Source organism: Pseudomonas sp. PMCC200344 (genome assembly GCF_030053095.1).
In the GTDB taxonomy this organism is placed as follows: Bacteria; Pseudomonadota; Gammaproteobacteria; order Pseudomonadales; family Pseudomonadaceae; genus Aquipseudomonas; species Aquipseudomonas svalbardensis.
The window spans coordinates 33,885-56,288 of the sequence record NZ_CP125618.1; the positions used below are offsets into that span (position 1 = coordinate 33,885).

Here is a 22,404-nt window from a genome sequence, read left to right on the forward strand (position 1 = left end):
ATGCATATGTCTGGAAAACCGGCTGCACGCCTCACGGACCCGACCACCTGTCCCCTCCCCGGTCACGGCACCAACCCGATTGCCAGCGGCTCACCCGATGTCTTTTTCAACGGTCTCGCCGCCGCTCGGGTCAGCGACAAATGCACCTGCGGTCAAGCCCTCAGCGGTGGATTCTCTTCAACGGTGTTCATTAACGGCCTGAACGCCATGACCCTCGACAGCACCGCCAGCCATGGCGGCGTGGTGATCGGCGGATCCGGTAACGTCATCATCGGCAGCAGTCACTCCTCCGCGCCATTCATTCCGCCCCTGCCGATCATTGGTCAGCCTTTGGTTGAATTCAAAGCCGTCAGCGCCGGCAATGGCGAACCGATTGCCCAACAAGACTACGAAATCGAAACCGCCGAAGGCCGCATCGTCAAAGGCCAGACCAACGCTCAGGGCATGACCCAAAGCGTCGCCACCTTACAGCCCGACCTCGCCGTAGTCCGCTGGACCGTCTGAGCCTCAAGGAAGAATGAAATGACCGGACAATGCATCGCTCCAGACGATCTGGACATGAAAAAACTCTGGGACAGCACCTGCGAACTCCCCGCCTGCAAACGCGAAACCACCACGGGCGGCCCCAACCCGAAAACCCGCGTCGAAGTGCCGTTGCTGACCTGCAACTGCCTGTGGCGCAGGTTTCAGAAAGAAGCCGAAGATTGGGTCGCACCGGGCGGTGTATTGATTGCTGATCCGCAAGCACGCAACCGCAAGATCAACGCGGCCTATGCGCAGTTGTGGCTGGCGGATAACCGGTTTCAATGGGCGGGGTTGGCGGCGTTTGCTTCGAAGCAGGTGGGGTGTGGGTTGATTCATGCCACCAAGTTGCAAACGGCTATTGCGGCGCAGAAGACGGCGCAGGAGAAATTGCGGACGGGTAAGTCGGAAGCCATTTTCGAAGGGTTTGGGTTCAAGCTCAGCAAGACTGATCCCGAAATCGAGAAAGAGTTAGCGAACGCCAAAGCGGCCAATCCTCTTCCCACTGAGGATATTACCTTCGGCGACAACTCCCGTTCCGCTGTTCAGCAGCAGTTGGACTACGTGTATGAAATGCTGGCGCTTGGGAACACTTCGCTATTTCTGGACGTTTATCCGTTGCATCGGTTTTTTATGGTGCGCGGCTTCAAAGAAATGGAAGCCTGTCTTCCCAAACGCAACAAACTCAAAAATGAAGTTCTCTGGCCCATCGCTGACAAAGTAGAGTTCGGTGCAGTGCGGGCAGAAGTGACCGATACTTTTAAAGCCATCGATGAAGGAAGAATTACCAAAAGCGTCGAATTTATGGCCGGTCACGAACAGCTGAACATTCTGCAACCTGCGATGTATGACGATTCCCACTTCGCTTATCTAATGCGCGGCACCCATGCCGGAGATGTCGTATCCGTGGTCACGGGGATACTGTCCGGGGCTGCAGAAGAAATCCAGTTGACTCTGGCAAGTCAATGCAAGACGGCAGACGGACGAAAGGTTACCTTCGGTAGTAATCCGTTGGCCAATCTGGCAAACAAGGATCAGCGAATGGAGTTCGTACTTCGTGCTGCAACACAATTCGATGCCTTATTAAAAAATCCCGAGTCAAAAGCCCAACTGAAGCAGTCCATTACAGAAATCTCCAAAGGCGGGGGGATCCGTTGATGAGATTCCTCAGCAGGTTGTCTCTGATAAGTATGAGTGCAATTCTTATTGGACTGGGTGTCGCCTACTTCAATTGGAACACGGAAATTTTAAGTGCGCATATTGGAAAGTCTTACAACGACACCGTTGAGGACTCCACATTTTCGGTGACTGCAAATACCGCTTTTTATCCAAGCAAGCCGCCGCACCCTAGCTCTACTTGGATATCGAAGCCAGTCATCATCCATTTTGATGATCCTGAGCATGGTTTTACGCTACCAGCAACCAAGTTTGGCGCTATTGGTTTTGATGAAGGCAAAGTCTCGACCATGACGACTTCTCCAATGCTGGAGACCCTGCCTTTCGATCAGATGATGCCCTTACTCAATCAGTTGCAGGGGATGCTAAAAGACTCGGGCTGGGTACCGCGCAACCGAGAGGAAAACTCTTGGTTAACTTTAGGCAGCGAAGTAGAAAAAAACGCGCTGCAGAAGCAGTTGTTCGATCAGGTCGTCGTCGTGATGCTCCTGATACCCCACAAATACAGTCTTGCGCTTAACGTCAAATGTTACGCCCGCTGTAATGAGCGCGACCCGAAAACGGCGAAGTATCTGATCGATGTCAGTGTAGGCTCGGATTACTACAGCGAATGAAGAGTCGCTCCAGACGGCGGCGTCGATGCTTGCAAAGAGCAGAATTTTTTATGCTGTTCATTTGTCTGACTTCCTTTCACCACCCGGTTGATTTTTTGAACGTTTATATCGGGAAGCCATACAGAGAAGTCGCACGAGACTCGACCTTCCCTGTTCAAGGCAACACGGCAATTTATCCTGGGGATCCTAACGACGCTAAAGATCCACCTCATCCGAGTTCTACCTGGATCAGCAACCCAGTTGTCATCCGATTTGATGATCCCGACTATGGCTTTACGCTGCCCGCTACCACGTTCGGTGCGATCGGGTGGTCCGAATTCAAAGCGATCACCCTGACTACGTCGCCGATGCTGGAAACCTTGCCGTTCGAGCAAGCGGTAACACTCCTTGAGGAGTTACACCAAAAGTTCAAACAAGTCGGGTGGACTCCAGAGCCTGTAGAAGGTAACGACTGGCTAAAAATAGAAACCAAGGAGGATAAGGTGCGGCTTCAGACAAAACTCTTTGATCAAGCGGACGGTGTCATCTTGTTGATTCCGCATAAATACAGCTTGATCCTTCACATCAAATGCTATGCCCGCTGCGCCGAACGAAACCCCCGAGACAGCCAAGTATCTGATCGACGTAGGGCTGGGCGACGATAACTTCAGCGATTGAACGCTGCTGCGCAGCCCCGCGGGAGCAAGCCCCTTCACCCAGGGGTTGTGTTCGTGCACCTTTTCAACTGAGCGGCAGGGGCCTTCTGGCCCCTTTTTCATCGACGCATCAACCTGTTTTCATGACAGTTTTGTTTCAATCGCTTCTTTAGCTGTGCGATGCTGGCGCACAGACCGTTAGCCAACTACAGCTTAAGTACACGAACGTAGAACGTCGCGCGGCACCGTCAACTTGCCCCTTTGGGGCGCTACCACCACAGGGGGCCTGCATGCTCACCCTGCTCAATTTGTTATCTGCCGTGGCCTTGTTGATTTGGGGCACGCACATCGTCCGAACCGGCATCCTGCGGGTCTACGGTTCCAACCTGCGCCATGTGATTGGCCGGAACATGTCCAAGCGCTGTCTGGCGTTCATCTCGGGGATCGTCGTGACGGCGATGGTCCAGAGCAGCAATGCCACCGCCATGCTCGTCACTTCCTTTGTCGGTCAGGGCCTGATGGCGCTGACCCCAGCCCTGGCGACCATGCTCGGGGCCGACGTCGGTACCGCGCTGATGGCGCGGGTGCTGACCTTCGACCTGTCATGGCTGTCACCGCTGCTGATCTTTCTTGGGGTGATTTTCTTCCTGTCGCGCAAACAGACCCGAGTCGGACAGATGGGCCGGGTCAGTATCGGACTGGGGCTGATCATTCTGGCGCTGCAACTGATCGTCGAGGCTGCCGCGCCGATTACTCAGGCCCAAGGCGTGAAGGTGATTTTTGCCTCGCTGACCGGCGACATCCTGCTGGATGCCTTGGTCGGCGCGCTGTTTGCGATGGTTTCCTACTCCAGCCTGGCCGCCGTCCTGCTGACGGCGACCCTGGCCGGCGCCGCAGTGATCAGCCTGCCCGTGGCCATCGGCCTGGTGATCGGCGCCAACATCGGCAGCGGCATCCTCGCCTTCCTCAGCACCAGCATGCAAAACGCCGCCGGCCGCCAGGTTGCGTTGGGCAGCTTGCTGTACAAGTTGATCGGCCTGTTGCTGATCATCCCGGTACTCGACCCGTTGGTGCACTGGATCGACAGCCTGGACTTCAGCCCTCAGGAAATGGTCATCGGCTTTCACCTGCTCTACAACACCGCGCGCTGCCTGCTCTTGCTGCCGAGTGTCGGGCCGATGGCCAGGTTCTGCGCGTGGGTGCTGCCGGAGCGCCCGCAAGTCAACGGTACTGCCAAATCGCGGCATCTTGATCCAACAGCGCTGGTCACGCCCAGTCTGGCGCTGGCTAATGCCGCCCGGGAAACCCTGCGTATCGGCGACCTGATCGACAACATGCTCGAGGCCATGCTCGACGTGCTGAACGGCAAGCAAACCGCCGTTACCCAGGAAATGCGGCGCCTGACCGATGATGTGGAATCGCTCTATGGCGCGATCAAACTGTATCTGGCGCAAATGCCCCGCGAAGACCTCAGCGAGCAGGACAGCCGGCGCTGGGCGGAAATCATCGAGCTGGCGATCAACCTTAAACTGGCCAGCGACCTCATCGAACGCATGCTGCGCAAGGTTCAGCAGCAGAAAACCTCGCAGCGTCGGTCTTTTTCCGAGGTCGGCCTCGAAGAGTTGGCGGGGCTGCACAGTCAGTTGATTTCCAACCTGCGCCTGGGGTTGTCCGTGTTCCTCAGTGCCGATAAGGAAAGTGCCCGCCAGTTGTTGCGTGAGAAACGTCGCTTTCGCGCACAGGAACGGCGCCTGGCCCATGCTCACGTCAGCCGATTGCAACGTAAGATCGTGCAGAGTATCGAGACCAGCTCGTTACACCTTGAGTTGATTGCCGACATGAAGCGTCTGAATTCGCTGTTTTGCAGCAGCGCCTATGTGGTGCTGGAAACTTCCGACACCGGTGCCCTGGCGGTCGACGATTTCGCTGACATCACTCATTCACCCTGAACGTCCACAGTTGCCTGAAGTCTGTTGAACTTACGCTAGCCGTATGGAAACCCGTTATGCGTTGTCTGTTGTTCGCCTGTCTGTTGCTTGGCTCATTCCCTTCATTTGCCCTGGATCGCTTTCAGGTCGAGGGCTATACGTTGCCCAACGGCCTGCAATTGCTGCTCAAGCCCGGTACCGAGCGCGGGCATGTGGCGATTCGTCTGGTGGTCGGCGTCGGCATCGATGATTTCAGCTGCGCCGACAAGGAGCTGCCGCACCTGCTTGAGCACTTGCTGTTCAGCGGCATCGACGCCACGGGCGAAGGCGGGCTGGAAGAGCGTATGCAGGCCTTGGGTGGCGAGTGGAACGCTTACACCAGCAATGCCGACACGACGTTCGTCATCGAAGCCCCGGCGAAAAACCAGCGCAAGGTCCTCGATCTGCTGCTGGCGCTGCTGACCCAGACCCGAATCGACGACAACGCCATCAACGCCGCCAAACAAGTGGTCGAGCGCGAAGACGGCGGCCATTACTCGCACCTGCAACGCTGGCTGGATCGACAGGATCTTGGCCACACGGCGAGTAATCAGCTGGCGGTGGAACTGGGCCTCAAATGCCCCGAGCGGCCTGAGGTCAATCACCTGACCCGCGATCAGTTGGAAAAGGTACGCAAGGCCTGGTACGCGCCCAACAACATGACCCTGATCGTCGTCGGCGACCTCGACCGGTTGCTGCCGGCCTATCTGGAACGGTCTTATGGCGCGCTTGACGCGGTCGACCCGAGTGATCACCCGCCCCTGCCGGCGATCCAGGCCAGTGCTGCCCATGAGCGCACCCTGAGTCACGGTTTTGTCGGCGGCAGTGCCAAGTTGCATTGGCTGGTGCCAGAGCCGGTGCTGGAAGATCAGCACGACGAAACCTTCGACTTGCTCAAGGACTATCTGGACTGGGCGCTCTACCGCCAATTGCGCCTGGCCCATGGCTTGTCCTACGGCCCCTCGGCCGAGCGCGAGGTGTTTGGCGGTGTGGGCTTCATGAGCCTGAACGCGGACCTTGAGCGCGACGACGTGCCCGAGGCCGAACAGGTGCTGGATGATCTGAAGGCCGGGTTGCTCAGGGACGGTCTCAATGCCGACACCTTCAACCGCCTCAAGCAGGCCGCCATCGCCCGCCAGGCCTGGGCCGTGCAAGGCAACAGCGCGTTGGCCGATTATTACTGGAGTGCCCTTGGGGACTACGAGGACGGCCGGTTCGCCAACCCGGCCAAGGAACTGCAAGGAGTGACGCTGGAGGAAGCAAACAAGGCCATGCGTGAATTGCTCATGCAGCCGGGCTACCTGCGGATCGAAAAGCCGTTGACCAGTGATGATCAGTTTATGTGGGCGATTGCCGGGATGCTGGGGCTCATCGTATTGATGCTGCTGGGGTGGCGCTTGCATCGAAGGACACCGCAAACCGCGTAATTGGATGGACTCGCCCAAGCCGAGGCGTCAATGCGCCACGGTGGCAGTCTAAACAGCCAACGACAGCGAGGGCGAGTCCATGAAAAAGCATACTTCGATTGATCAATTCCTGTCTTCTTCCGATTTGTCGGCCTGCACAACCGTGGCGGTCGATCTGGCCAAGCAGGTCTTTCAGGTCGCCGGTGAAGACGTCCTCGGCCAGGTGCACTACGAGCAACGGATCAAGTCGCGCGAGGCGTTTTATGAGTTTCTACGCCAGTTGCCGCCTCATGTCGTGGTTCTGATGGAGACCGGCCCGGGTGCTCAAGCCTGGGCCCGGCAGCTGCAAGACCAAGGCAATCTGGCGCGGATTCTTCCAGCCGGCTTGGTGACCACACATCGCAGCGGGCCTAAAAATGATCGCAACGATGCGCTGGCGATCCTGCGGGCTGGTCGCGATGAAAAGATCTGCGCAGTGCCGGTCAAAAGCGTTGCGGCGCTGGCAATGCAGGCGTTGCATCGCGCCCGCCAGGGCTATGTGCGTCGACGCACGGCGGTGAGTAATCAGATGCGCGGCCTGCTGCTCGAGCATGGCGTGGCCTTGGCGCAGGGCGATGTTGCGATCAGCCAGAAAATTCCGCGGGTACTGGAAGATGCCACCCAGCCGGTGCCGGGTCTGCTGCGTGAACTGATCGACGAACTGTTGGCCGAGTGGCGCCATTTGGGCGAACGCATCAGCGTGCTGACGGGGCGCCTCGAAGTGGCCGCCAACGCCGACATGACGGCGAAGCGACTGATGACTGTGCGCGGCATCGGCCCAGTCACTGCCACGGCACTGGTGGCCAAGGAAACCAAGCCTGAGCGATTTCCCAATGCCCGCAAGTTTGCCGCGTACTTTGGCATGGTGCCTGACCAGCACAGCAGCGGGCAGACGGTCCGGCTGGGGGACATGACCAAGCGAGGCGATGTTTATTTACGCAGCCTGATGATCCAGGGAGCCCATGCGGTACTGCAACAACTACGACCTGATTCCCAGCAACCCGATGACCGCCGCTTGTTGCGCTGGATGAGCCGACTGGGCCGTAAGGAGGCTGCGGTCAGGTTAGCCAACCGCAACCTGCGAATCGTCTGGGTGCTTCTACAGAATGACCAGACTTATCGTCGCCAGGCTGGTGATGGCCGGCAAGCGACGATGAGCCACTGAGCGACAGAGTTCTGCCACCGAGGTACTAACTGTCCGGCCCTTTGCTGAAAAAAAATTGACCCCAGGTAAGACCGGCGTGGATTGATGCCTTAGCTGCTACTGGCCTTCGAGGCCTGACTGTAATCGGCATGCCACGAGCTCTTCCAATTTTGGCCAGAAGCCGACGACGGCTTCCTCGAGTAGGCCTAATACATAGATGCAACGGGGCGGCAGTTTTTTTAAAAGCGGGTAGACAGTGGGGGCGAGTCCATACATAGCAGCTGGCGTAGCCTGCGTTCGGCTGCGCAGCAGTCGTAAACCATTCAACGCAGTCCATCAGGTATATCTGACGTAACGGATTTGCGCCTGCTGCGCAGCCGAACGCAGCCTTCGGCAGCTGCTACAAGGATTCGTGATCCGACCGCAGCCCCTCGCCACGCCGACCTCTCGGCGGTTACCCTGTCGAGGATTTTTCCCACGACGATTGCGAACCGCCGAATGCCTACTCTGACCCTATACGTCCAGCGCATCCTGGAGTTGATGAAGCGCTACCCAGGGGTCATTGCGCTCGGCGGTTTCATTTCCGGGGTCGGCAGCTTCATTCTGGTGGATCGCCAGCAAGGTCTGGCGACCTGGATCACCACCATCATGCTCGTCAGCTGGATCTGGCTGATGCTGGAAAACAGCCTCACCAAGCTGTTCGCCAGGATCTTCAAACGCGAAATCCCCAAACCTCTGCTGCGTTACGCCACGCAGATGATCCACCAGGAAAGCCTGTTCTTCGTCCTGCCGTTCTTTTTTATCACCACCACCTGGAACAGCGGCCAGCTGTTCTTCACCGGTCTGCTGGGCATCGCCGCGCTGATTTCTATCATCGACCCGCTCTACTACAAATGGCTGGCCCCCCGGCGCTGGGCGTTCCTGGCGCTGCATACCCTGACGCTGTTCGCTGCACTGCTGACCGCCCTGCCCGTCATCCTGCACCTGACCACCGCTCAGAGCTTCAAACTGGCCCTGGGCACCGCCGTCGTGCTGTCGTTCCCGAGCCTGGCGTCGATCTTCCCGATTCGTACCGTGCGCAACGCGCTGGCGATTCTCAGTATCACGCTGGGCATCGGCGCGCTCGGTTGGGTGCTGCGATCCTGGGTGCCACCGGCGACCCTGTGGATGACCGACGTGGCGATCAGCACGCAAATGCAGGACCGCACACCTGGCAAGAGTCTGGAAGAAGTCAGCGCCGACCAGATCCGTGGTGGCGGCCTGTACGCTTACACCGCGATCAACGCCCCGCGCGGTCTGGAAGAGCGGATCTATCACGTGTGGCAGTTCAACGGCAAAGAGGTCGACCGCATCCCCCTGGACATCCACGGCGGGCGCAAGGAAGGTTACCGGGCCTGGACCCACAAACAGAATTTCCCCGGCAACCCCGCGGGTAAGTGGCAGGTTCGGGTGCTGACCGAAGATGGCCAGGTCATCGGTGTGTTGCGCTTCGTGGTAAAGGACAACAAGCCTGCAACTGCCGCAAAGTAACCCGTTCGTGCTATTACGTAGAGCTGCGTAATAGCCGATAAAGCACGGAGCTTATGACCAGCAGCACAATGGCCGGCAGTGCCCGACTGGACACCTCTCACTCCCCTGCTCAGTTGCGGGTCACGGGTGACTGGACGCTTGCCCATTACGCCGATCTCAAGCAACTGAGCGAAAAGCTCCACGGCCAATACGACGACAGCACTCACATCGACCTCAATGGCCTCGGCGCGCTCGACACCGCCGGCGCGTCGCTGCTGGTGGAATTGCTCGGTTCCGAGCGTTTGGGGCGATCCGCCGAACACCCCGATTGCACACTGTCCTCGGCCGACCGTGCCTTGTTGCAGACGGTCTATTGCTCGCTGACCGACTTCTGCGTGCCGATCAAGGAACCGGAAATCAGCGTCGGCATTCAACTGCTGACCCGCATCGGCCGCGCGGTCGACGCGGTCTGGCAGGACACCCTGCAACTGTTGGGTTTCGTCGGCCTGATTCTGGAAACCATCGCCCGCGGTCTGTTTCGCCCCAAGCGCTGGCGTATCACGCCGATGGTGGCGCACATCGAACAGACCGGCCTCGACGCCGCGCCCATCGTTGCCCTGCTGACCTTTTTGGTGGGTGCCGTGGTGGCGTTTCTCGGGGCGACGGTGTTGGCGAGTTTCGGCGCGAGTATTTTCACCGTGGACCTGGTGGCGTTTTCCTTCCTGCGCGAATTCGGTGTGTTGCTGACCGCGATCCTGATGGCCGGCCGCACCGCCAGTGCATTCACCGCGCAGATCGGCTCGATGAAGGCCAACGAAGAAATCGACGCCATCCGCACCCTGGGTCTCGACCCGATGGAGTTGCTGGTGGTGCCGCGCGTGTTGGCCCTGCTGGTCGCGCTGCCGATGCTGACCTTTCTGGCGATGCTTTCGGGGATCGTCGGCGGCGGCGTGGTTTGCGCGGTGTCGCTGGATATCTCGCCGGCGATGTTCCTGTCGCTGCTGCAAACCGACATCGGCGTTCAGCACTTTCTGGTCGGGATCGTCAAAGCGCCGATCTTCGCGTTCCTGATCGCCGCCATCGGCTGTCTCGAGGGTTTCAAGGTCAGTGGCAGTGCCGAGTCCGTCGGCGCGCACACCACGTCGAGCGTGGTGCAGTCGATTTTTGTGGTGATCGTGCTCGACGCCGTGGCCGCGCTGTTTTTCATGGAGATGGGCTGGTGAGTCGACTACCCCGAGCGCCCTCCGAGGCGGTGATCGAAGTCCGCGGGCTGTGCAATCGCTTCGGCAGTCAGAGCGTGCATGAGAACCTCGACCTGGATTTGTACAAGGGCGAAATCCTGGCTGTGGTCGGCGGTTCCGGCAGCGGTAAATCGGTGCTGTTGCGCAGCATCGTCGGCTTGCGCCAGCCCAGCGAAGGGGTGGTGAAGGTCTTCGGTAAAAACCTGCCGACGCTGTCCGAACACGAACGCTCGCTGGTCGAACGGCGCTTCGGCGTGCTGTTCCAGAAAGGCGCCCTGTTCTCTTCGCTGACCGTGACCGAGAACGTCGCCCTGCCCCTGATCGAGCATGCCGGTTTGAGCCGAGAGGACGCCGAACACCTGGCGGCAGTGAAAATGGCCTTGGCCGGGCTGCCGCTGTCGGCGGCCGACAAGTACCCCGCTTCGCTGTCCGGCGGGATGATCAAGCGTGCGGCACTGGCCCGCGCGCTGGCGCTGGACCCGGACATCCTGTTTCTCGACGAACCCACCGCCGGCCTCGATCCGATTGGCGCGGCCGCGTTCGATCAATTAATCCTGACCCTGCGCGATGCGTTGGGCCTGAGTGTGTTTCTGGTCACCCACGACCTCGACACGCTCTACACCATCACCGACCGGGTGGCGGTGCTGGCGCAAAAGAAAGTGCTGGTGGCGGATGCCATCGACAAGGTCTCGGAAACCGACGACCCGTGGATTCACGAATACTTCCATGGCCCTCGCGGCCGCGCGGCGCTGACCGCCGCTCAACAGCTTAAGGAGGTCTGACATGGAAACCCGAGCCCATCATGTATTGATCGGCCTGTTCACCGTGATTGTGGTGGCAGGCGCCCTGCTCTTCGGCTTGTGGCTGGCCAAGTCCAGCGTCGACACCGAGTTCAAGGATTACGAAATCGTCTTCAACGAGGCGGTCAGTGGCCTGTCCAAGGGCAGCGCCGTGCAGTACAGCGGGATCAAGGTCGGCGACGTGGTGACCCTGCGTCTGGACCCGAAAGACCCGCGACGGGTGCTGGCGCGGATTCGTCTGGGCGGTGATACGCCGATTAAGGAAGACACCCGGGCCATACTGGCGTTGACCGGGATCACTGGGACTTCGATCATTCAGCTCAGCGGTGGTACACCGCAAAGTCCGACGCTCAAGGGCAAGGACGGTAATTTACCGACCATTATTGCATCGCCCTCGCCCATCGCCCGTTTGCTGAATGACAGCGGCGACCTGGTGGCCGGTGTGAACATGCTGATGCACAACGCCAATCAGATGTTTTCTTCGGAGAATGTCGAGCGCATCAGCAAGACCCTTGAACATCTGGAACAAACCACCGGCACCATCGCCGACCAGCGCGGCGATATTCGCCAGGCGATGCAGCAACTGGCCTCGGTCGGCAAACAGGCCGGCGTCATGCTGGAACAGACGTCGGCGCTGATGCGCAACGCCAATGGCATGCTCAACGATCAAGGCAAGCAGATGTTCGGCAGTGCCGAGCAGGCGATGAAGTCGCTGGAACAGAGCAGTGCGACCATCAACAAGCTGCTCACGACCAATCAGGATTCGCTCAACAGCGGCATGCAAGGCCTCAATGGTCTCGCCCCGGCGGTGCGTGAACTGCGCGACACCCTGACGTCGTTGCGGGCTATTTCCCAGCGTCTGGAAGCCAATCCCACCGGTTATTTGCTGGGCAATGACAAGAACAAGGAGTTCACGCCATGAAGCTGACTCAACTCGCCCTCCTCGCCAGCTTCATTGTGCTCAGCGCCTGCTCGATCCTGCCCAAGTCCGAGCCGTCCGATGTCTATCGGTTGCCTTCGGCCCAGAGCAGCGCATCGGCCAGTCACGGGACGCCGCAGCGCTGGTCGCTGCGTCTGACCAAGCCGCAGGCCAGCGAGGCCTTGAACAGCCCCAGGATCGCCGTGATCCCTCAGGGTGATCTGATCAGCAGCTACAACGCTTCGCGTTGGAGCGACCCGGCACCGGTGTTGCTGCGCAATCGTCTGTTGGATGGTTTCCAGCGTGATGGTCGGGTGCCGCTGCTCAGTACAGATGACAGCAATTTCCAGGCGGATTTGGAGTTAGGCGGTAGCCTGCAGGCATTCCAGACTGAATACCAAGGAACGCACGCGAGCGTCGTCGTGCGTCTGGATGCGTTGCTGGTGCGCGGTTATGACCAGCGAATCCTCGCCAGCCGACGCTTTGAAGTACGCCAGCCGTTGAGCGATGCGAAGGTGCCGGCGGTGGTGGCCGGGTTTGGCCAGGCCAGTGATCAACTGACGGCGCAGGTGGTGAGCTGGGCGGTTGAGCAAGGTCAAAAGGTTGCACCGCCGCTGAGGCCTTGAAGACCTACATATATCAATGTGGGAGCGAGCCTGCTCGCGATGGCGGTTTAACAGCCAACAGAGTTGTTGAATGTGCCGACCTCATCGCGAGCAGGCTCGCTCCCACAGGGTTTTTGGTTTATCCGAAGAACCAGTAGCAAACCCCGATCGCGCCGAGAACGCCGGCAAGCTCCGCCAGCAACGCACACCCCACCGCATGCCGCGCCCGCTGGATCCCCACCGCGCCGAAGTACACCGCCAATACATAGAAGGTCGTTTCGGTACTGCCCTGAATCGTCGCCGCCACCAGCGCCGGGAAGCTGTCCACGCCAGACGTTTTCATGGTTTCGATCAGCATCGCCCGGGCGGCACTGCCGGAGAACGGCTTGACCATGGCGGTCGGCAGCGCATCGACGAAGCGCGTGTCCCAACCGGCCCATTCCACCAGATGCCGAATCCCGTCCAGGCCAAAGTCCAGCGCTCCGGATGCCCGCAGCACGCCGACGGCACACAGCATCGCCACCAGATACGGCAGCAGGTTCTTGGCCACGTCGAAGCCTTCTTTGGCGCCTTCGACGAACGCTTCGTACACCTTCACCTTACGTAATGCGCCGATCACCAGAAACAACATGATCAGCCCGAACAGCGTCACGTTGCCGAGGATCGACGATAGGCTGGCCAGAGCGGTCGCTGAGAGCGTCGCCAGCAGCGCCATGAAGGCACCGAGGGTCAAGGCACCGGGAATCAGGTACGCGAGCACTACCGGGTCCCACAGGCGCAGACGCTGCATGAACGCCACCGACAGCAGGCCGACCAATGTCGAGCAACTGGTGGCGAGCAGGATTGGCAGGAACACCAGGGTCGGATCGGGCGCACCTTGCTGGGCGCGGTACATGAAGATCGTCACCGGCAGCAGGGTCAGGGAAGAGGCGTTGAGCACCAGAAAGAGGATCTGCGCGTTGCTGGCGATGGTGTCGCTGGGGTTGAGCTCTTGCAGCGCCTTCATGGCTTTAAGGCCGATTGGCGTGGCGGCGTTGTCCAGGCCCAAGCCGTTGGCGGCGAAGTTCAGCGTGATCAGGCCAATGGCTGGATGCCCGGCCGGCACTCCCGGCATCAGCCGTAGGAACAACGGGCCCAGCGCTCTGGCCAGCCACTCGACGATCCCGGCCTTCTCGGCAATCCGCAGAAAGCCAAGCCAGAGCGTCAGGGTGCCGAACAACAGGACCATGACTTCGACCGACAACTTGGCCATGGCGAAAATGCTTTCCACCATCGCCGCGAATATCCCGGCGTTACCGCCGATCAGCCATTGCGCCAGTGCCGAAACGGCAGCCACGATGAAGAAGCCAAGCCACAGGCCATTAAGCATCAGTCAAATCCCCCGAAGAATGCGGCGAATGATAGCGGGGTAGCCAGAAACGACAAACCCCGGATTTCTCCGGGGTTTGTTTAGCGCGATGTACGCGGACCAATGTGGGAGCGAGCCTGCTCGCGAAAGCGGTGTGTCAGTCAACAAAGATGTTGAATGTACCGACCCCTTCGCGAGCAGGCTCGCTCCCACAAGGGGTTTTGCATTAGTTGCTGGAAATCTCGCCAGCTGGCAATTTTTCCTTGCTGCGCCAGTGCGGCAAGGAGTTCCAGTAGCGCTGGCCCTTGGCGTCGTCGTACATGCCTTCCCAGCGGGCGATGACCAGCACCGCCAAGGCATTACCGATCACGTTCAGTGCGGTACGGGCCATGTCCATGATGCGGTCGACACCGGCGATGAACGCCAGGCCTTCGAGCGGAATACCCACGCTGCCCAGGGTGGCCAACAGCACCACGAAGGACACGCCCGGTACGCCAGCGATGCCTTTGGAGGTGACCATCAGGGTCAGCACCAGCAGCAATTGCTGGCTGATCGACAGATCAATGCCGTAGAGCTGGGCAATGAAAATTGCCGCGATGCTCTGGTACAGGGTCGAACCGTCGAGGTTGAACGAGTAGCCGGTCGGTACCACGAAGCTGCAAATGGCTTTCGGCGCGCCGTAGGCTTCCATTTTCTCGATCACGCGCGGCAGCACGGTTTCGGAACTGGCGGTGGAGTAGGCCAGCACCAGCTCATCCTTGAAGATGCGCATCAGCTTGATCACCGAGAAGCCGAACAGGCGAGCGATCAGGCCCAGCACCACGAAGGCAAAGAAGGCGATGGCGACGTAAACCAGGATCACCAGTTTGGCCAGCGGTATCAGCGAGGCGAAGCCGAAGTTGGCCACGGTCACCGCGATCAGTGCGAAAACGCCGATCGGGGCGTAGTTCATGATCATGTGAGTGACTTTGAACATGCTTTCCGACACGCCCTGGAACATCTTCACCAGCGGCTCGCGCAGGTCCGATTGCAGGCTCGACAGACCGAGGCCGAACAATACGGAGAAGAAGATGATCGGCAGCATCTCGCCGCGGGCCATGGCCGCGAAGATGTTCGACGGGATCAGGTTGAGGATGGTTTCGATGAACGCATGTTCATGCTGAACCTCGGCGGCAGTGGCCTGGTACTTGGAAATATCCACAGTACCCAGGGTGCTCATGTCGATGCCGGTGCCCGGATGGAACACGTTGGCCAGTATCAGACCGACCACGATGGCAATGGTGGTGACGATCTCGAAGTAAATGATGGTCTTCAGACCGATACGCCCGAGCTTCTTCGCGTCGCCGACGCCTGCAATACCGACGATCAAGGACGAGATCACGATCGGGATCACAATCATCTTGATCAGACGGATAAAGATATCGCCTGCTGGTTGCAGGACGTTGCTGATCCACCAGGCTTTTTCGGCACTGAAATGGTTGAGCAGCGCACCGATTGCAATCCCCAATACCAGACCGATGAGGATCTGCCAGGCGAGGCTAAGCTTTGCCTTCTTCATATCTTTACCCTTACTTGCGTTTGACTCAGACAGATGCAAGAACTGGAACGCTTGTGGCGAAAAAGTCTTGTGCATCCACCCCCGTATAAGGTGCCCCGGAGCGCTTGTTATCGGCTTTCTGGCAGGCGAAAAAAGGCGCAACTATTCAGATGCAAGGAAGCGACGTCTAATGCCGTAAACGCCTACCCTATGCCGAATCGGCATGAGCTTTTTTAATTGAAACTCGCGTCCCAACCGGTTCGAATACGACATTTCGGCAGGCATAAGTGCCGTGAACCGGCCATCGCAGAGGAGGTTGGTTGTTTTTTGAACAAGGGGGTGTGGGCTAAAACTTGGGAAAAAGCCTACGTTTAAGCGCGAGAATTCTCGGTCTTTGAGTCGCAGTTTCTCGATATACGGTCACTAAAGAAACACCGCGAAATGGTTTTGCGAGGGATTAACGGAGCAGGCGAGCAGAACGCTCTAGGACAACACTTTGCGCTGAGGAAGCTCTTCGCAAGTCCGTCGATCCATGAGTGACCGGCGAACTTGCGTCGCAGCTTCTGCCTGACCCGGCCCTTGCGCAGGCACTCCCTGTACCCGTAGGTCACTCCGCCCCTGAAACAGGCAGAACGTCCCGGCCCCTTGATCATGCGTCTACCGTCCTCGGGTAGCGCAGTGGTAAGAAGCCATGCTGCTTCTTTCATGTTACGAATTCAGTACCAGTGTGGATCTTTCTTCAGCTGTTCCATCAACAAGTCCTGCATGCCCTGGTCCGGCTTTCCAAGAAAGCGGTAGTCGGCATGTCGCGTGGGCGACTTGTCGGCCGGCAGCCCCGCAGGCACTTCGACCAGCATGGCGTAGGCATCCTTCTTGTCGAAGCTGACGGCAACGATCAAGCGCTTGCTGAGGCATGTCGCCTGTGATTCGCAGAGCGGCCCAACCAGATACTTTTCGCCATCCTCTTCAACGGCATTCATTTGCTCGGCGTCGCCGGACAGGTTCATGACCCATTCCGGCAGGCGTTCTTCCTTCTTCACCACGCCTTGCCAGGTTTCACGGTACTGCGGGTCTGCATTGAGCAACTCATTGACCCGCGCCTGGCCGTCATTGGCCGCTGTTGCCATGGCACTGCCGCCCAGAAGCAGGGCGGCTGCCAGTGTCTTTAACAAAACGCTCATATTCACCCTCGACCGCGACGGCCAAAGAAGAAGGAAGCAATGAACATCACCAGGAACACGACAAAGAGAATCTTGGCGATACCCGTGGCGGTGCCCGCGATACCACCGAAGCCCAGTACCGCAGCGATGATGGCAATGATCAAGAATGTGATTGCCCAGCTCAACATGGTGATTCTCCTTACGCTTCTATTTAGAGATGTTGCTTGTGGTGCTTTTCCCGGCGCATCGAGCGCGCCAAGTTCATGTGTTTAGAACACCCAACGTTCCTGGCGAGGCATCTCATCCGCAGGCTGAGCCTGGTCGACGTCCATCATTCGCATTGGGGGGCTGTCAGCCTGGTTACTGCTGGCCGCGCTGAAATGGGTTTGGGTCGGGTGCTGAATCGACAAGCGTGGCGCTTCTTGCTGCTGGTTTTGCTCCCAACGCTGAAACTGCTGGCCGGCGATCAAGGTGATTAATAGCGCCAGAACAGCAAACAGACCTTGCTGGATATGCAGTGGCGAGATACGCAACTGGGCGGCACGTTGGCGACTCATCCTGAAGCTCCTCCCACTCTGTGGTGATCTTGTTAGGGGCGACTTCTTGAATGCCCCGGTTAATCAGACCATTGCAGTCTGCATGCCAGCTTTTCATGATAATAAAAACCAATAAAATCAAGTTGTTATGAATGATGTTGAATTCGGATCGGACGCATCCTGCACGATGGTCCTGTTGAGGTCGTGCGTAATGCACGATAGATTCGTAGGAACTTTCAATATTTTTGAATTGCGAGGAGGGCGTGGATGTCACAAGGGGACACCGGCAATCGCCTGCGAACCGGCTATCTGATAAAAAAACAACAAAATCAGGCGATTAGCCGTAGGGTGACGAGAGAGCTACGCTGCTGTGGCTGGAATCGACCAGAATCAACCATGCAACTTGCCCGATTTTTCCGGGACTAACCAAGATCATTCATTAAGGAGCGTAGGAAAATGGAGTCAGCCACTGAGCATCAAGGCCGCATTTTGCTGGTGGACGATGAGTCCGCCATCCTGCGTACTTTCCGTTATTGCCTCGAAGATGAAGGCTACAGCGTCGCTACCGCCAACAGCGCCGCTCAGGCTGATGCACTGCTTCAGCGTCAAGTCTTCGACCTGTGCTTCCTCGACCTGCGCCTGGGTGAAGACAATGGCCTCGATGTGCTGGCCCAAATGCGCATTCAGGCGCCGTGGATGAGGGTGGTGATCGTCACCGCTCATTCGGCTGTGGACACCGCCGTGGATGCCATTCAGGCCGGCGCCGCCGACTATCTGGTCAAGCCTTGCAGCCCCGATCAATTGCGCCTGGCCACCGCCAAGCAGCTGGAAGTGCGGCAGCTGTCGGCACGTCTGGAAGCCCTTGAAGGCGAAGTGCGCAAACCCAAGGATGGCCTGGACTCTCACAGCCCGGCGATGAAAGTCGTGCTCGAAACCGCCCGACAGGTGGCCACCACCGATGCCAATATTTTGATTCTCGGCGAGTCCGGTACCGGTAAAGGCGAACTGTCCCAAGCCATTCACGGCTGGAGCAAGCGCGCGAAGAAATCCTGCATCACGATCAACTGCCCGTCCCTGACCGCCGAACTCATGGAAAGCGAGCTCTTCGGCCACAGCCGTGGCGCGTTCACCGGGGCCAGCGAAAGTACTCTGGGTCGTGTCAATCAAGCCGATGGTGGGACGCTGTTTCTTGACGAGATCGGCGATTTTCCGTTGGTTTTGCAGCCTAAACTGCTGCGTTTCATCCAGGATAAAGAATACGAACGGGTGGGCGACCCGGTCACCCGCCGCGCCGATGTGCGCATCCTCGCGGCCACTAACCAGAACCTCGAAGACATGTTGCGCGACGGCCGTTTCCGTGAAGATTTGCTCTACCGCCTGAATGTCATCACCTTGCACCTGCCGCCACTGCGGGAGCGCAGGGAAGATATTCTTAACCTGGCCGATCGCTTTCTGGCCCGTTTCGTCAAGGAATACGCGCGTCCGGCTCGGGGCTTCAGCGACGAAGCCCGTGAAGCGCTGCTCGGCTACCGCTGGCCTGGGAACATTCGCGAACTGCGCAACGTTGTGGAGCGGGCAAGCATCATTTGTCCACAGGAGCGAGTCGAGATCAGTCATTTGGGCATGGCTGAAACCCCGGTCAACAACGCACCTCGCATCGGCGCTGCGTTGAGTCTGGATGAATTGGAAAAAGCCCACATCGGAGCGGTCCTCGCCACTGCAGATACGCTGGACCAGGCCGCCAAGACCCTGGGTATCGATGCCTCGACGTTGTACCGAAAACGCAAGCAGTACAACTTGTGAGCTGTCTCCGATGAGACTGGCGATGAAGCTGCGCACGCGGCTGTTTCTGAGTATTTCCGCACTGATCACGGTGGCGCTGCTTGGGCTGTTGCTCGGGCTGGTCAGCGTGATGCAGATGGCGAGTTCCCAGGAAGCGCTGATTCGCAATAATTTCGTCACGCTCGACCTGGGACTGAAATTGCGTCAGACCCTGGGCGATCAACTGATGATCATGCTCAGCGAGAAGCCGGATCCTGCAGCGTTCGAGGCGTCCAGGCAGCATTATTTTCAGTTGCTTGATGAAGGCATTGTCCATGCCCAGGCTGGCGATGAGCTCCAACACGGTTTCGAACAGGCCAAGACTGACTACCTGAGCTTTCTGCAGGCGTACGACCTTTCACGTGACTCGACGCAGGTGTTGAGTGGCAACGAAGAACTCACCGAAAAATTCAATGCGTTGCGCAATGGTTTGATCGTCGAGCAACAGCGTGCGCTGGATAACATCAATGCCACCGAACGGCAGGCTCGGGAGAGGGCGCTGCTGGTTGCCGGCCTGCTCGGGCTGGTGGGGCTGGCGGTGTTGATCATCGGCTTCGTCACCGCCCACGCTATCGCTCAACGTTTTGGTGCGCCGATCGAGGCTCTGGCCCAAGCGGCGGACAACATCGGCCAAGGCAATTTCGAAGTGACGCTACCGATTTCCTCGGCCGTGGAAATGAACCTGCTGACCAAGCGCTTCGGGATCATGGCCGAGGCCCTGCGCGAGCATCAGGCCACCAATGTCGATGAACTGCTCGCAGGCCAGCAGCGTTTGCAGGCCGTGCTCGACAGCATCGACGATGGGCTGTTGATGATTGACCGCGATGGTCGTTTGGAACACCTCAATCCAGTGGCGCAGCGTCAGTTAGGTTGGGACAGCGATCGTCTCGGTCAAGGTCTGGGTACGGCGCTTGAGCGTCCCGAACTCGATGATCAGTTGCAACTGGTACTGCGCGGCGGCACCCTGGAGCGGGCGCCTGAGGACCTGAGTATCGAGGTCGACGGTGAGTCGCGGTTGCTGACCTTTAGCCTGACGCCGGTCAGCCATACACAGGGGCATATTCTGGGCGCCGTGATGGTGCTGCATGACGTCACCGAACAGCGGGCGTTTGAACGGGTACGCAGCGAGTTCGTGCTGCGCGCCTCCCATGAATTGCGAACGCCGGTCACCGGGATGCACATGGCATTCGGCCTGTTCCGCGAGCGCGCGCACTTTGCCAAGGACTCGCGTGAAGCTGATCTGCTGGACACCGTGAATGAAGAGATGCAGCGCTTGATGCAGTTGATCAACGACCTGCTGAACTTCTCCCGCTACCAGAACGGATTGCAGAAGCTCACGTTGGCGCCGTGCTCCATCGAGGATTTGCTGGAGCAGGCCCGGGCACGTTTTGCCGGCCCTGCAGAAGAGCAGGGCATCGACCTGCTAGTGGAAGTGCAAGGGCCATTACCGCGATTGCAGGCCGATCAGCCGCAGCTGGACCGGGTGCTCGATAACCTGATCGACAACGCGTTGCGCCACACCGCTTCCGGCGGGCAAATACGTTTGCAGGCTCGACGCCACGGGGAGCGAGTGATTATCAGCGTCGAGGACAACGGCGAAGGCATTGCCTATGGTCAGCAGGGGCGGATTTTCGAACCCTTTGTACAGGTGGGTCGCAAGAAGGGCGGTGCCGGACTCGGTCTGGCACTGTGCAAGGAAATCGTGCAGTTGCACGGCGGTCGGATGGGTGTTTATTCGCGGCCAGGGCAGGGTACTCAGTTCTACATGGCGCTGTCGGTTTAAGCCGCAGCCGCTTCAGGCTTCGTCATCGAGACGTCGGGCAGCCAATCGGCGACCACGGGTAATCAGCTCGATGAACTGCACCGCACTCAGCGCATGGGCGAATAGCCAGCCCTGACCGAACTTCACGCCTTCACTGCTCAGAAGCGCCGCCTGGGATTCAAGTTCGATGCCCTCGGCAATTACCTTGAGTTGCAGTGCCTGGGCCATGTGAATGATGTGCGGGGCGACACCGCTACTCGCGGCGTCATGGCCCAGTGCATCGATAAACGCCTTGTCGATTTTCAGGCAATCGACGGGCAGGGTTTGCAGATAGGCGAGGCTGCAATAGCCGGTGCCAAAGTCATCGATCAGCACTTGATGCCCGACATCCCGCAAGGCTTGCAGGTTTTCCCGGGCTACCACGACATCGATCAATCCCCGCTCGGTAACCTCAAAGGCAATTTGCTTTGCCGCGACGCGGTGCAAGGTCAGCAGTCTCGCCATTACCTGACCGATGCGCGGCACCATGACGTCGCAGGCCGCAAGGTTGACCGAGATGTACAGTTGCGGATTGGCCCGCAACAATTGACCCAGTTGCTCAAGCAGGCGTTGCAGGACGAAGTCGGTCATCTGGCGGATCTGGCCGGTGTTCTCCGCCATCGGAATAAACAGGTCGGGGCTGGTCAGGGTGCCGTCCGGTCTTCGCCAGCGCAGCAAGGCTTCTGCCCCGACACAGTTGCGACTGTCGAGGTCGAAGATCGGTTGATACAGCACCTGCAATTCGCCTCGTCGTATGGCGCCACTCAGCTCGGCGTCCAGCGACTGTCGCTGGCGCACCAGCAGAAGCACCAGAAAACCCACGCATAAGGCGAGTGCCAGGCTGGCCGGCAGCAACCACCACCAGACAGCGGGCACATGCATACCGGTGCGCGGGCTGATCAGTACCAATTGGTATTCTGGATTGTTGGTTGGCATGCGGTAAATCAAGCGGGTCTGCGTCACTTGTAGCGCGTCGAGGCTTTTCGGGGGCCAGGGTTCGGTGGGTGGCCAGGCCTGCGAGACACCCAGTACCGGAATCGCGCGCGTACCGTGGTCGAGCACCACTAGCAGGCTGCTTCCCGGTGGCAAGTCGACCATGTCGGTCAAATGCCCGCGAGACGTCGCGACACGAAAATTGCCGCGTCCGAGCATCAGCGCGGCGCGGTTTTCATCGGGTTCGGTGGTGGTGTTCAGCCAGTAGCTGTAGGTCGGCCCCCTGATGTCTGGCGGCCTTATCATCGACAGCCCTTCCTGGCGGGGGCGGTTGGAACAGATCCGCGAGGCGTCCATATAAGCGGCTTCGTAAACGAAACGGTAATTGAAGCTAACCTGTTGCAAGGTCGCGATCATTTCGTCATCGCAGCCGCGTAACGGCTGGGCTTCCAGGTCGTCGAGGCTTTCACGCAACTGCCCGAAAAGTTGCTCCAGACGAGCAAGGAAGCGCTTTCCCTGGGCATTCATTTCTTCGCTTTCGCTCTGCTCGACTTGATGCATGGCCACGAACAGGCTGCCGGCCATCAGGAGTGTCGCGCTCAAGGCAGCAGCCAGTATCGCCAAAAACCAAGGGCGAAAGAACCAACTACGTAGTGTCTCTCGAGCAGCAGGCATAGGGAATATCCGAAGA

Annotated in this window: 20 protein-coding genes; 14 read left to right on the top strand and 6 right to left on the bottom strand. The window is 58.8% G+C overall.

The genetic code is table 11. The features are described from left to right. Nucleotides 1-6: 6 nt before the first annotated feature. The 12 genes from QFW87_RS00165 (at nt 7) to QFW87_RS00220 (ending at nt 12,598) form a co-directional block, all read left to right on the top strand. Entirely contained in the window at nt 7-504 is a 498-nt protein-coding gene (locus QFW87_RS00165) for a PAAR domain-containing protein (RefSeq protein WP_283189532.1), read from the top strand. An 18-nt stretch (nt 505-522) separates the two neighbouring features. Continuing rightward, nucleotides 523-1,680, top strand: coding sequence for a hypothetical protein (locus QFW87_RS00170; RefSeq protein WP_283189533.1), 1,158 nt, complete (start codon nt 523-525; stop codon nt 1,678-1,680). Continuing rightward, nucleotides 1,680-2,312, top strand: coding sequence for a hypothetical protein (locus QFW87_RS00175; RefSeq protein ID WP_283189534.1), 633 nt, complete (start codon nt 1,680-1,682; stop codon nt 2,310-2,312). Before QFW87_RS00170 ends, QFW87_RS00175 begins: the two co-directional genes overlap by 1 nt. A 50-nt stretch (nt 2,313-2,362) precedes the next feature. Beyond that, complete coding sequence (locus QFW87_RS00180) at nt 2,363-2,956, top strand: hypothetical protein (protein WP_283189535.1); 594 nt, start codon at nt 2,363-2,365, stop codon at nt 2,954-2,956. A gap of 281 nt (nt 2,957-3,237) precedes the next feature. Then, the gene (locus QFW87_RS00185) at nt 3,238-4,896 is read left to right on the top strand and encodes a Na/Pi cotransporter family protein (RefSeq protein ID WP_283189536.1); all 1,659 of its coding nucleotides are present in this window, start codon (nt 3,238-3,240) and stop codon (nt 4,894-4,896) included. Nucleotides 4,897-4,952: 56 nt separating this feature from the next. After that, the gene (locus tag QFW87_RS00190; protein ID WP_283189537.1) at nt 4,953-6,341 is read left to right on the top strand and encodes an insulinase family protein; all 1,389 of its coding nucleotides are present in this window, start codon (nt 4,953-4,955) and stop codon (nt 6,339-6,341) included. A 124-nt stretch (nt 6,342-6,465) separates the two neighbouring features. Next, nucleotides 6,466-7,524 carry an IS110 family transposase gene (locus QFW87_RS00195; protein ID WP_283184626.1) on the top strand — a complete coding sequence of 353 codons (1,059 nt, stop codon included), beginning with the start codon at nt 6,466-6,468 and terminating at the stop codon, nt 7,522-7,524. 477 nt (nt 7,525-8,001) lie between these two features. Further along, nucleotides 8,002-9,033 (top strand): DUF5924 family protein, encoded by a 1,032-nt coding sequence (locus tag QFW87_RS00200; RefSeq protein WP_283182361.1) that lies wholly within the window; start codon nt 8,002-8,004, stop codon nt 9,031-9,033. Between the two features lie 53 nt (nt 9,034-9,086). Continuing rightward, nucleotides 9,087-10,235, top strand: coding sequence for an ABC transporter permease (locus QFW87_RS00205; RefSeq protein WP_283182362.1), 1,149 nt, complete (start codon nt 9,087-9,089; stop codon nt 10,233-10,235). Next, on the top strand, nt 10,232-11,035 hold the full coding sequence (locus tag QFW87_RS00210; protein WP_283182363.1) for an ATP-binding cassette domain-containing protein: 804 nt from the start codon (nt 10,232-10,234) through the stop codon (nt 11,033-11,035). Before QFW87_RS00205 ends, QFW87_RS00210 begins: the two co-directional genes overlap by 4 nt. A gap of 1 nt (nt 11,036) precedes the next feature. Next, nucleotides 11,037-11,975 carry an MlaD family protein gene (locus QFW87_RS00215; protein ID WP_283189538.1) on the top strand — a complete coding sequence of 313 codons (939 nt, stop codon included), beginning with the start codon at nt 11,037-11,039 and terminating at the stop codon, nt 11,973-11,975. Continuing rightward, nucleotides 11,972-12,598 carry an ABC-type transport auxiliary lipoprotein family protein gene (locus tag QFW87_RS00220; RefSeq protein WP_283189539.1) on the top strand — a complete coding sequence of 209 codons (627 nt, stop codon included), beginning with the start codon at nt 11,972-11,974 and terminating at the stop codon, nt 12,596-12,598. The genes QFW87_RS00215 and QFW87_RS00220 overlap by 4 nt, the downstream gene beginning before the upstream one ends. Before the next feature lie 118 nt (nt 12,599-12,716). Here the strand turns inward: QFW87_RS00220 and QFW87_RS00225 are convergent, their stop codons facing one another. The 5 genes from QFW87_RS00225 to QFW87_RS00245 form a co-directional block, all read right to left on the bottom strand. Further along, a complete protein-coding gene (locus QFW87_RS00225; protein WP_283189540.1) occupies nt 12,717-13,946 on the bottom strand; it encodes a spore maturation protein in 1,230 nt (409 codons plus the stop codon). Nucleotides 13,947-14,151: 205 nt separating this feature from the next. Then, entirely contained in the window at nt 14,152-15,483 is a 1,332-nt protein-coding gene (gene gltP / locus QFW87_RS00230) for a glutamate/aspartate:proton symporter GltP (RefSeq protein ID WP_283189541.1), read from the bottom strand. Nucleotides 15,484-16,178: 695 nt separating this feature from the next. Further along, nucleotides 16,179-16,643, bottom strand: coding sequence for an inhibitor of vertebrate lysozyme family protein (locus QFW87_RS00235; RefSeq protein WP_283189542.1), 465 nt, complete (start codon nt 16,641-16,643; stop codon nt 16,179-16,181). 2 nt (nt 16,644-16,645) lie between these two features. After that, nucleotides 16,646-16,810: a DUF1328 domain-containing protein gene (locus tag QFW87_RS00240; protein WP_003177151.1), complete on the bottom strand. Its 165-nt coding sequence runs from the start codon at nt 16,808-16,810 to the stop codon at nt 16,646-16,648. Nucleotides 16,811-16,891: 81 nt separating this feature from the next. After that, a complete protein-coding gene (locus QFW87_RS00245) occupies nt 16,892-17,179 on the bottom strand; it encodes a hypothetical protein (protein ID WP_056738445.1) in 288 nt (95 codons plus the stop codon). 435 nt (nt 17,180-17,614) lie between these two features. Here QFW87_RS00245 and algB point away from each other — a divergent pair, with 435 nt between their 5' ends. Together algB and QFW87_RS00255 are read left to right on the top strand one after the other, a co-directional pair. Then, nucleotides 17,615-18,961 (top strand): sigma-54-dependent response regulator transcription factor AlgB, encoded by a 1,347-nt coding sequence (algB, locus tag QFW87_RS00250; protein WP_283182370.1) that lies wholly within the window; start codon nt 17,615-17,617, stop codon nt 18,959-18,961. 10 nt (nt 18,962-18,971) lie between these two features. Beyond that, nucleotides 18,972-20,762 carry an ATP-binding protein gene (locus tag QFW87_RS00255; RefSeq protein ID WP_283182371.1) on the top strand — a complete coding sequence of 597 codons (1,791 nt, stop codon included), beginning with the start codon at nt 18,972-18,974 and terminating at the stop codon, nt 20,760-20,762. A gap of 12 nt (nt 20,763-20,774) precedes the next feature. Here QFW87_RS00255 and QFW87_RS00260 read toward each other — a convergent pair whose 3' ends face one another. After that, nucleotides 20,775-22,388, bottom strand: coding sequence for an EAL domain-containing protein (locus tag QFW87_RS00260; protein WP_283182372.1), 1,614 nt, complete (start codon nt 22,386-22,388; stop codon nt 20,775-20,777). Between the last annotated feature and the right edge of the window lie 16 nt (nt 22,389-22,404).

What these genes read in the sequence shown, in the direction of transcription:
- QFW87_RS00165 (WP_283189532.1), top strand. Translation starts at nt 7, where the DNA reads ATGTCTGGAAAACCGGCTGCACGCCTCACGGACCCGACCACCTGTCCC.
- QFW87_RS00170 (WP_283189533.1), top strand. Translation starts at nt 523, where the DNA reads ATGACCGGACAATGCATCGCTCCAGACGATCTGGACATGAAAAAACTC.
- QFW87_RS00175 (WP_283189534.1), top strand. Translation starts at nt 1,680, where the DNA reads ATGAGATTCCTCAGCAGGTTGTCTCTGATAAGTATGAGTGCAATTCTT.
- QFW87_RS00180 (WP_283189535.1), top strand. Translation starts at nt 2,363, where the DNA reads ATGCTGTTCATTTGTCTGACTTCCTTTCACCACCCGGTTGATTTTTTG.
- QFW87_RS00185 (WP_283189536.1), top strand. Translation starts at nt 3,238, where the DNA reads ATGCTCACCCTGCTCAATTTGTTATCTGCCGTGGCCTTGTTGATTTGG.
- QFW87_RS00190 (WP_283189537.1), top strand. Translation starts at nt 4,953, where the DNA reads ATGCGTTGTCTGTTGTTCGCCTGTCTGTTGCTTGGCTCATTCCCTTCA.
- QFW87_RS00200 (WP_283182361.1), top strand. Translation starts at nt 8,002, where the DNA reads ATGCCTACTCTGACCCTATACGTCCAGCGCATCCTGGAGTTGATGAAG.
- QFW87_RS00205 (WP_283182362.1), top strand. Translation starts at nt 9,087, where the DNA reads ATGACCAGCAGCACAATGGCCGGCAGTGCCCGACTGGACACCTCTCAC.
- QFW87_RS00215 (WP_283189538.1), top strand. Translation starts at nt 11,037, where the DNA reads ATGGAAACCCGAGCCCATCATGTATTGATCGGCCTGTTCACCGTGATT.
- QFW87_RS00220 (WP_283189539.1), top strand. Translation starts at nt 11,972, where the DNA reads ATGAAGCTGACTCAACTCGCCCTCCTCGCCAGCTTCATTGTGCTCAGC.
- QFW87_RS00225 (WP_283189540.1), bottom strand. Translation starts at nt 13,946, where the DNA reads ATGCTTAATGGCCTGTGGCTTGGCTTCTTCATCGTGGCTGCCGTTTCG.
- gltP (WP_283189541.1), bottom strand. Translation starts at nt 15,483, where the DNA reads ATGAAGAAGGCAAAGCTTAGCCTCGCCTGGCAGATCCTCATCGGTCTG.
- QFW87_RS00235 (WP_283189542.1), bottom strand. Translation starts at nt 16,643, where the DNA reads ATGAGCGTTTTGTTAAAGACACTGGCAGCCGCCCTGCTTCTGGGCGGC.
- QFW87_RS00240 (WP_003177151.1), bottom strand. Translation starts at nt 16,810, where the DNA reads ATGTTGAGCTGGGCAATCACATTCTTGATCATTGCCATCATCGCTGCG.
- QFW87_RS00245 (WP_056738445.1), bottom strand. Translation starts at nt 17,179, where the DNA reads ATGAGTCGCCAACGTGCCGCCCAGTTGCGTATCTCGCCACTGCATATC.
- algB (WP_283182370.1), top strand. Translation starts at nt 17,615, where the DNA reads ATGGAGTCAGCCACTGAGCATCAAGGCCGCATTTTGCTGGTGGACGAT.
- QFW87_RS00255 (WP_283182371.1), top strand. Translation starts at nt 18,972, where the DNA reads ATGAGACTGGCGATGAAGCTGCGCACGCGGCTGTTTCTGAGTATTTCC.
- QFW87_RS00260 (WP_283182372.1), bottom strand. Translation starts at nt 22,388, where the DNA reads ATGCCTGCTGCTCGAGAGACACTACGTAGTTGGTTCTTTCGCCCTTGG.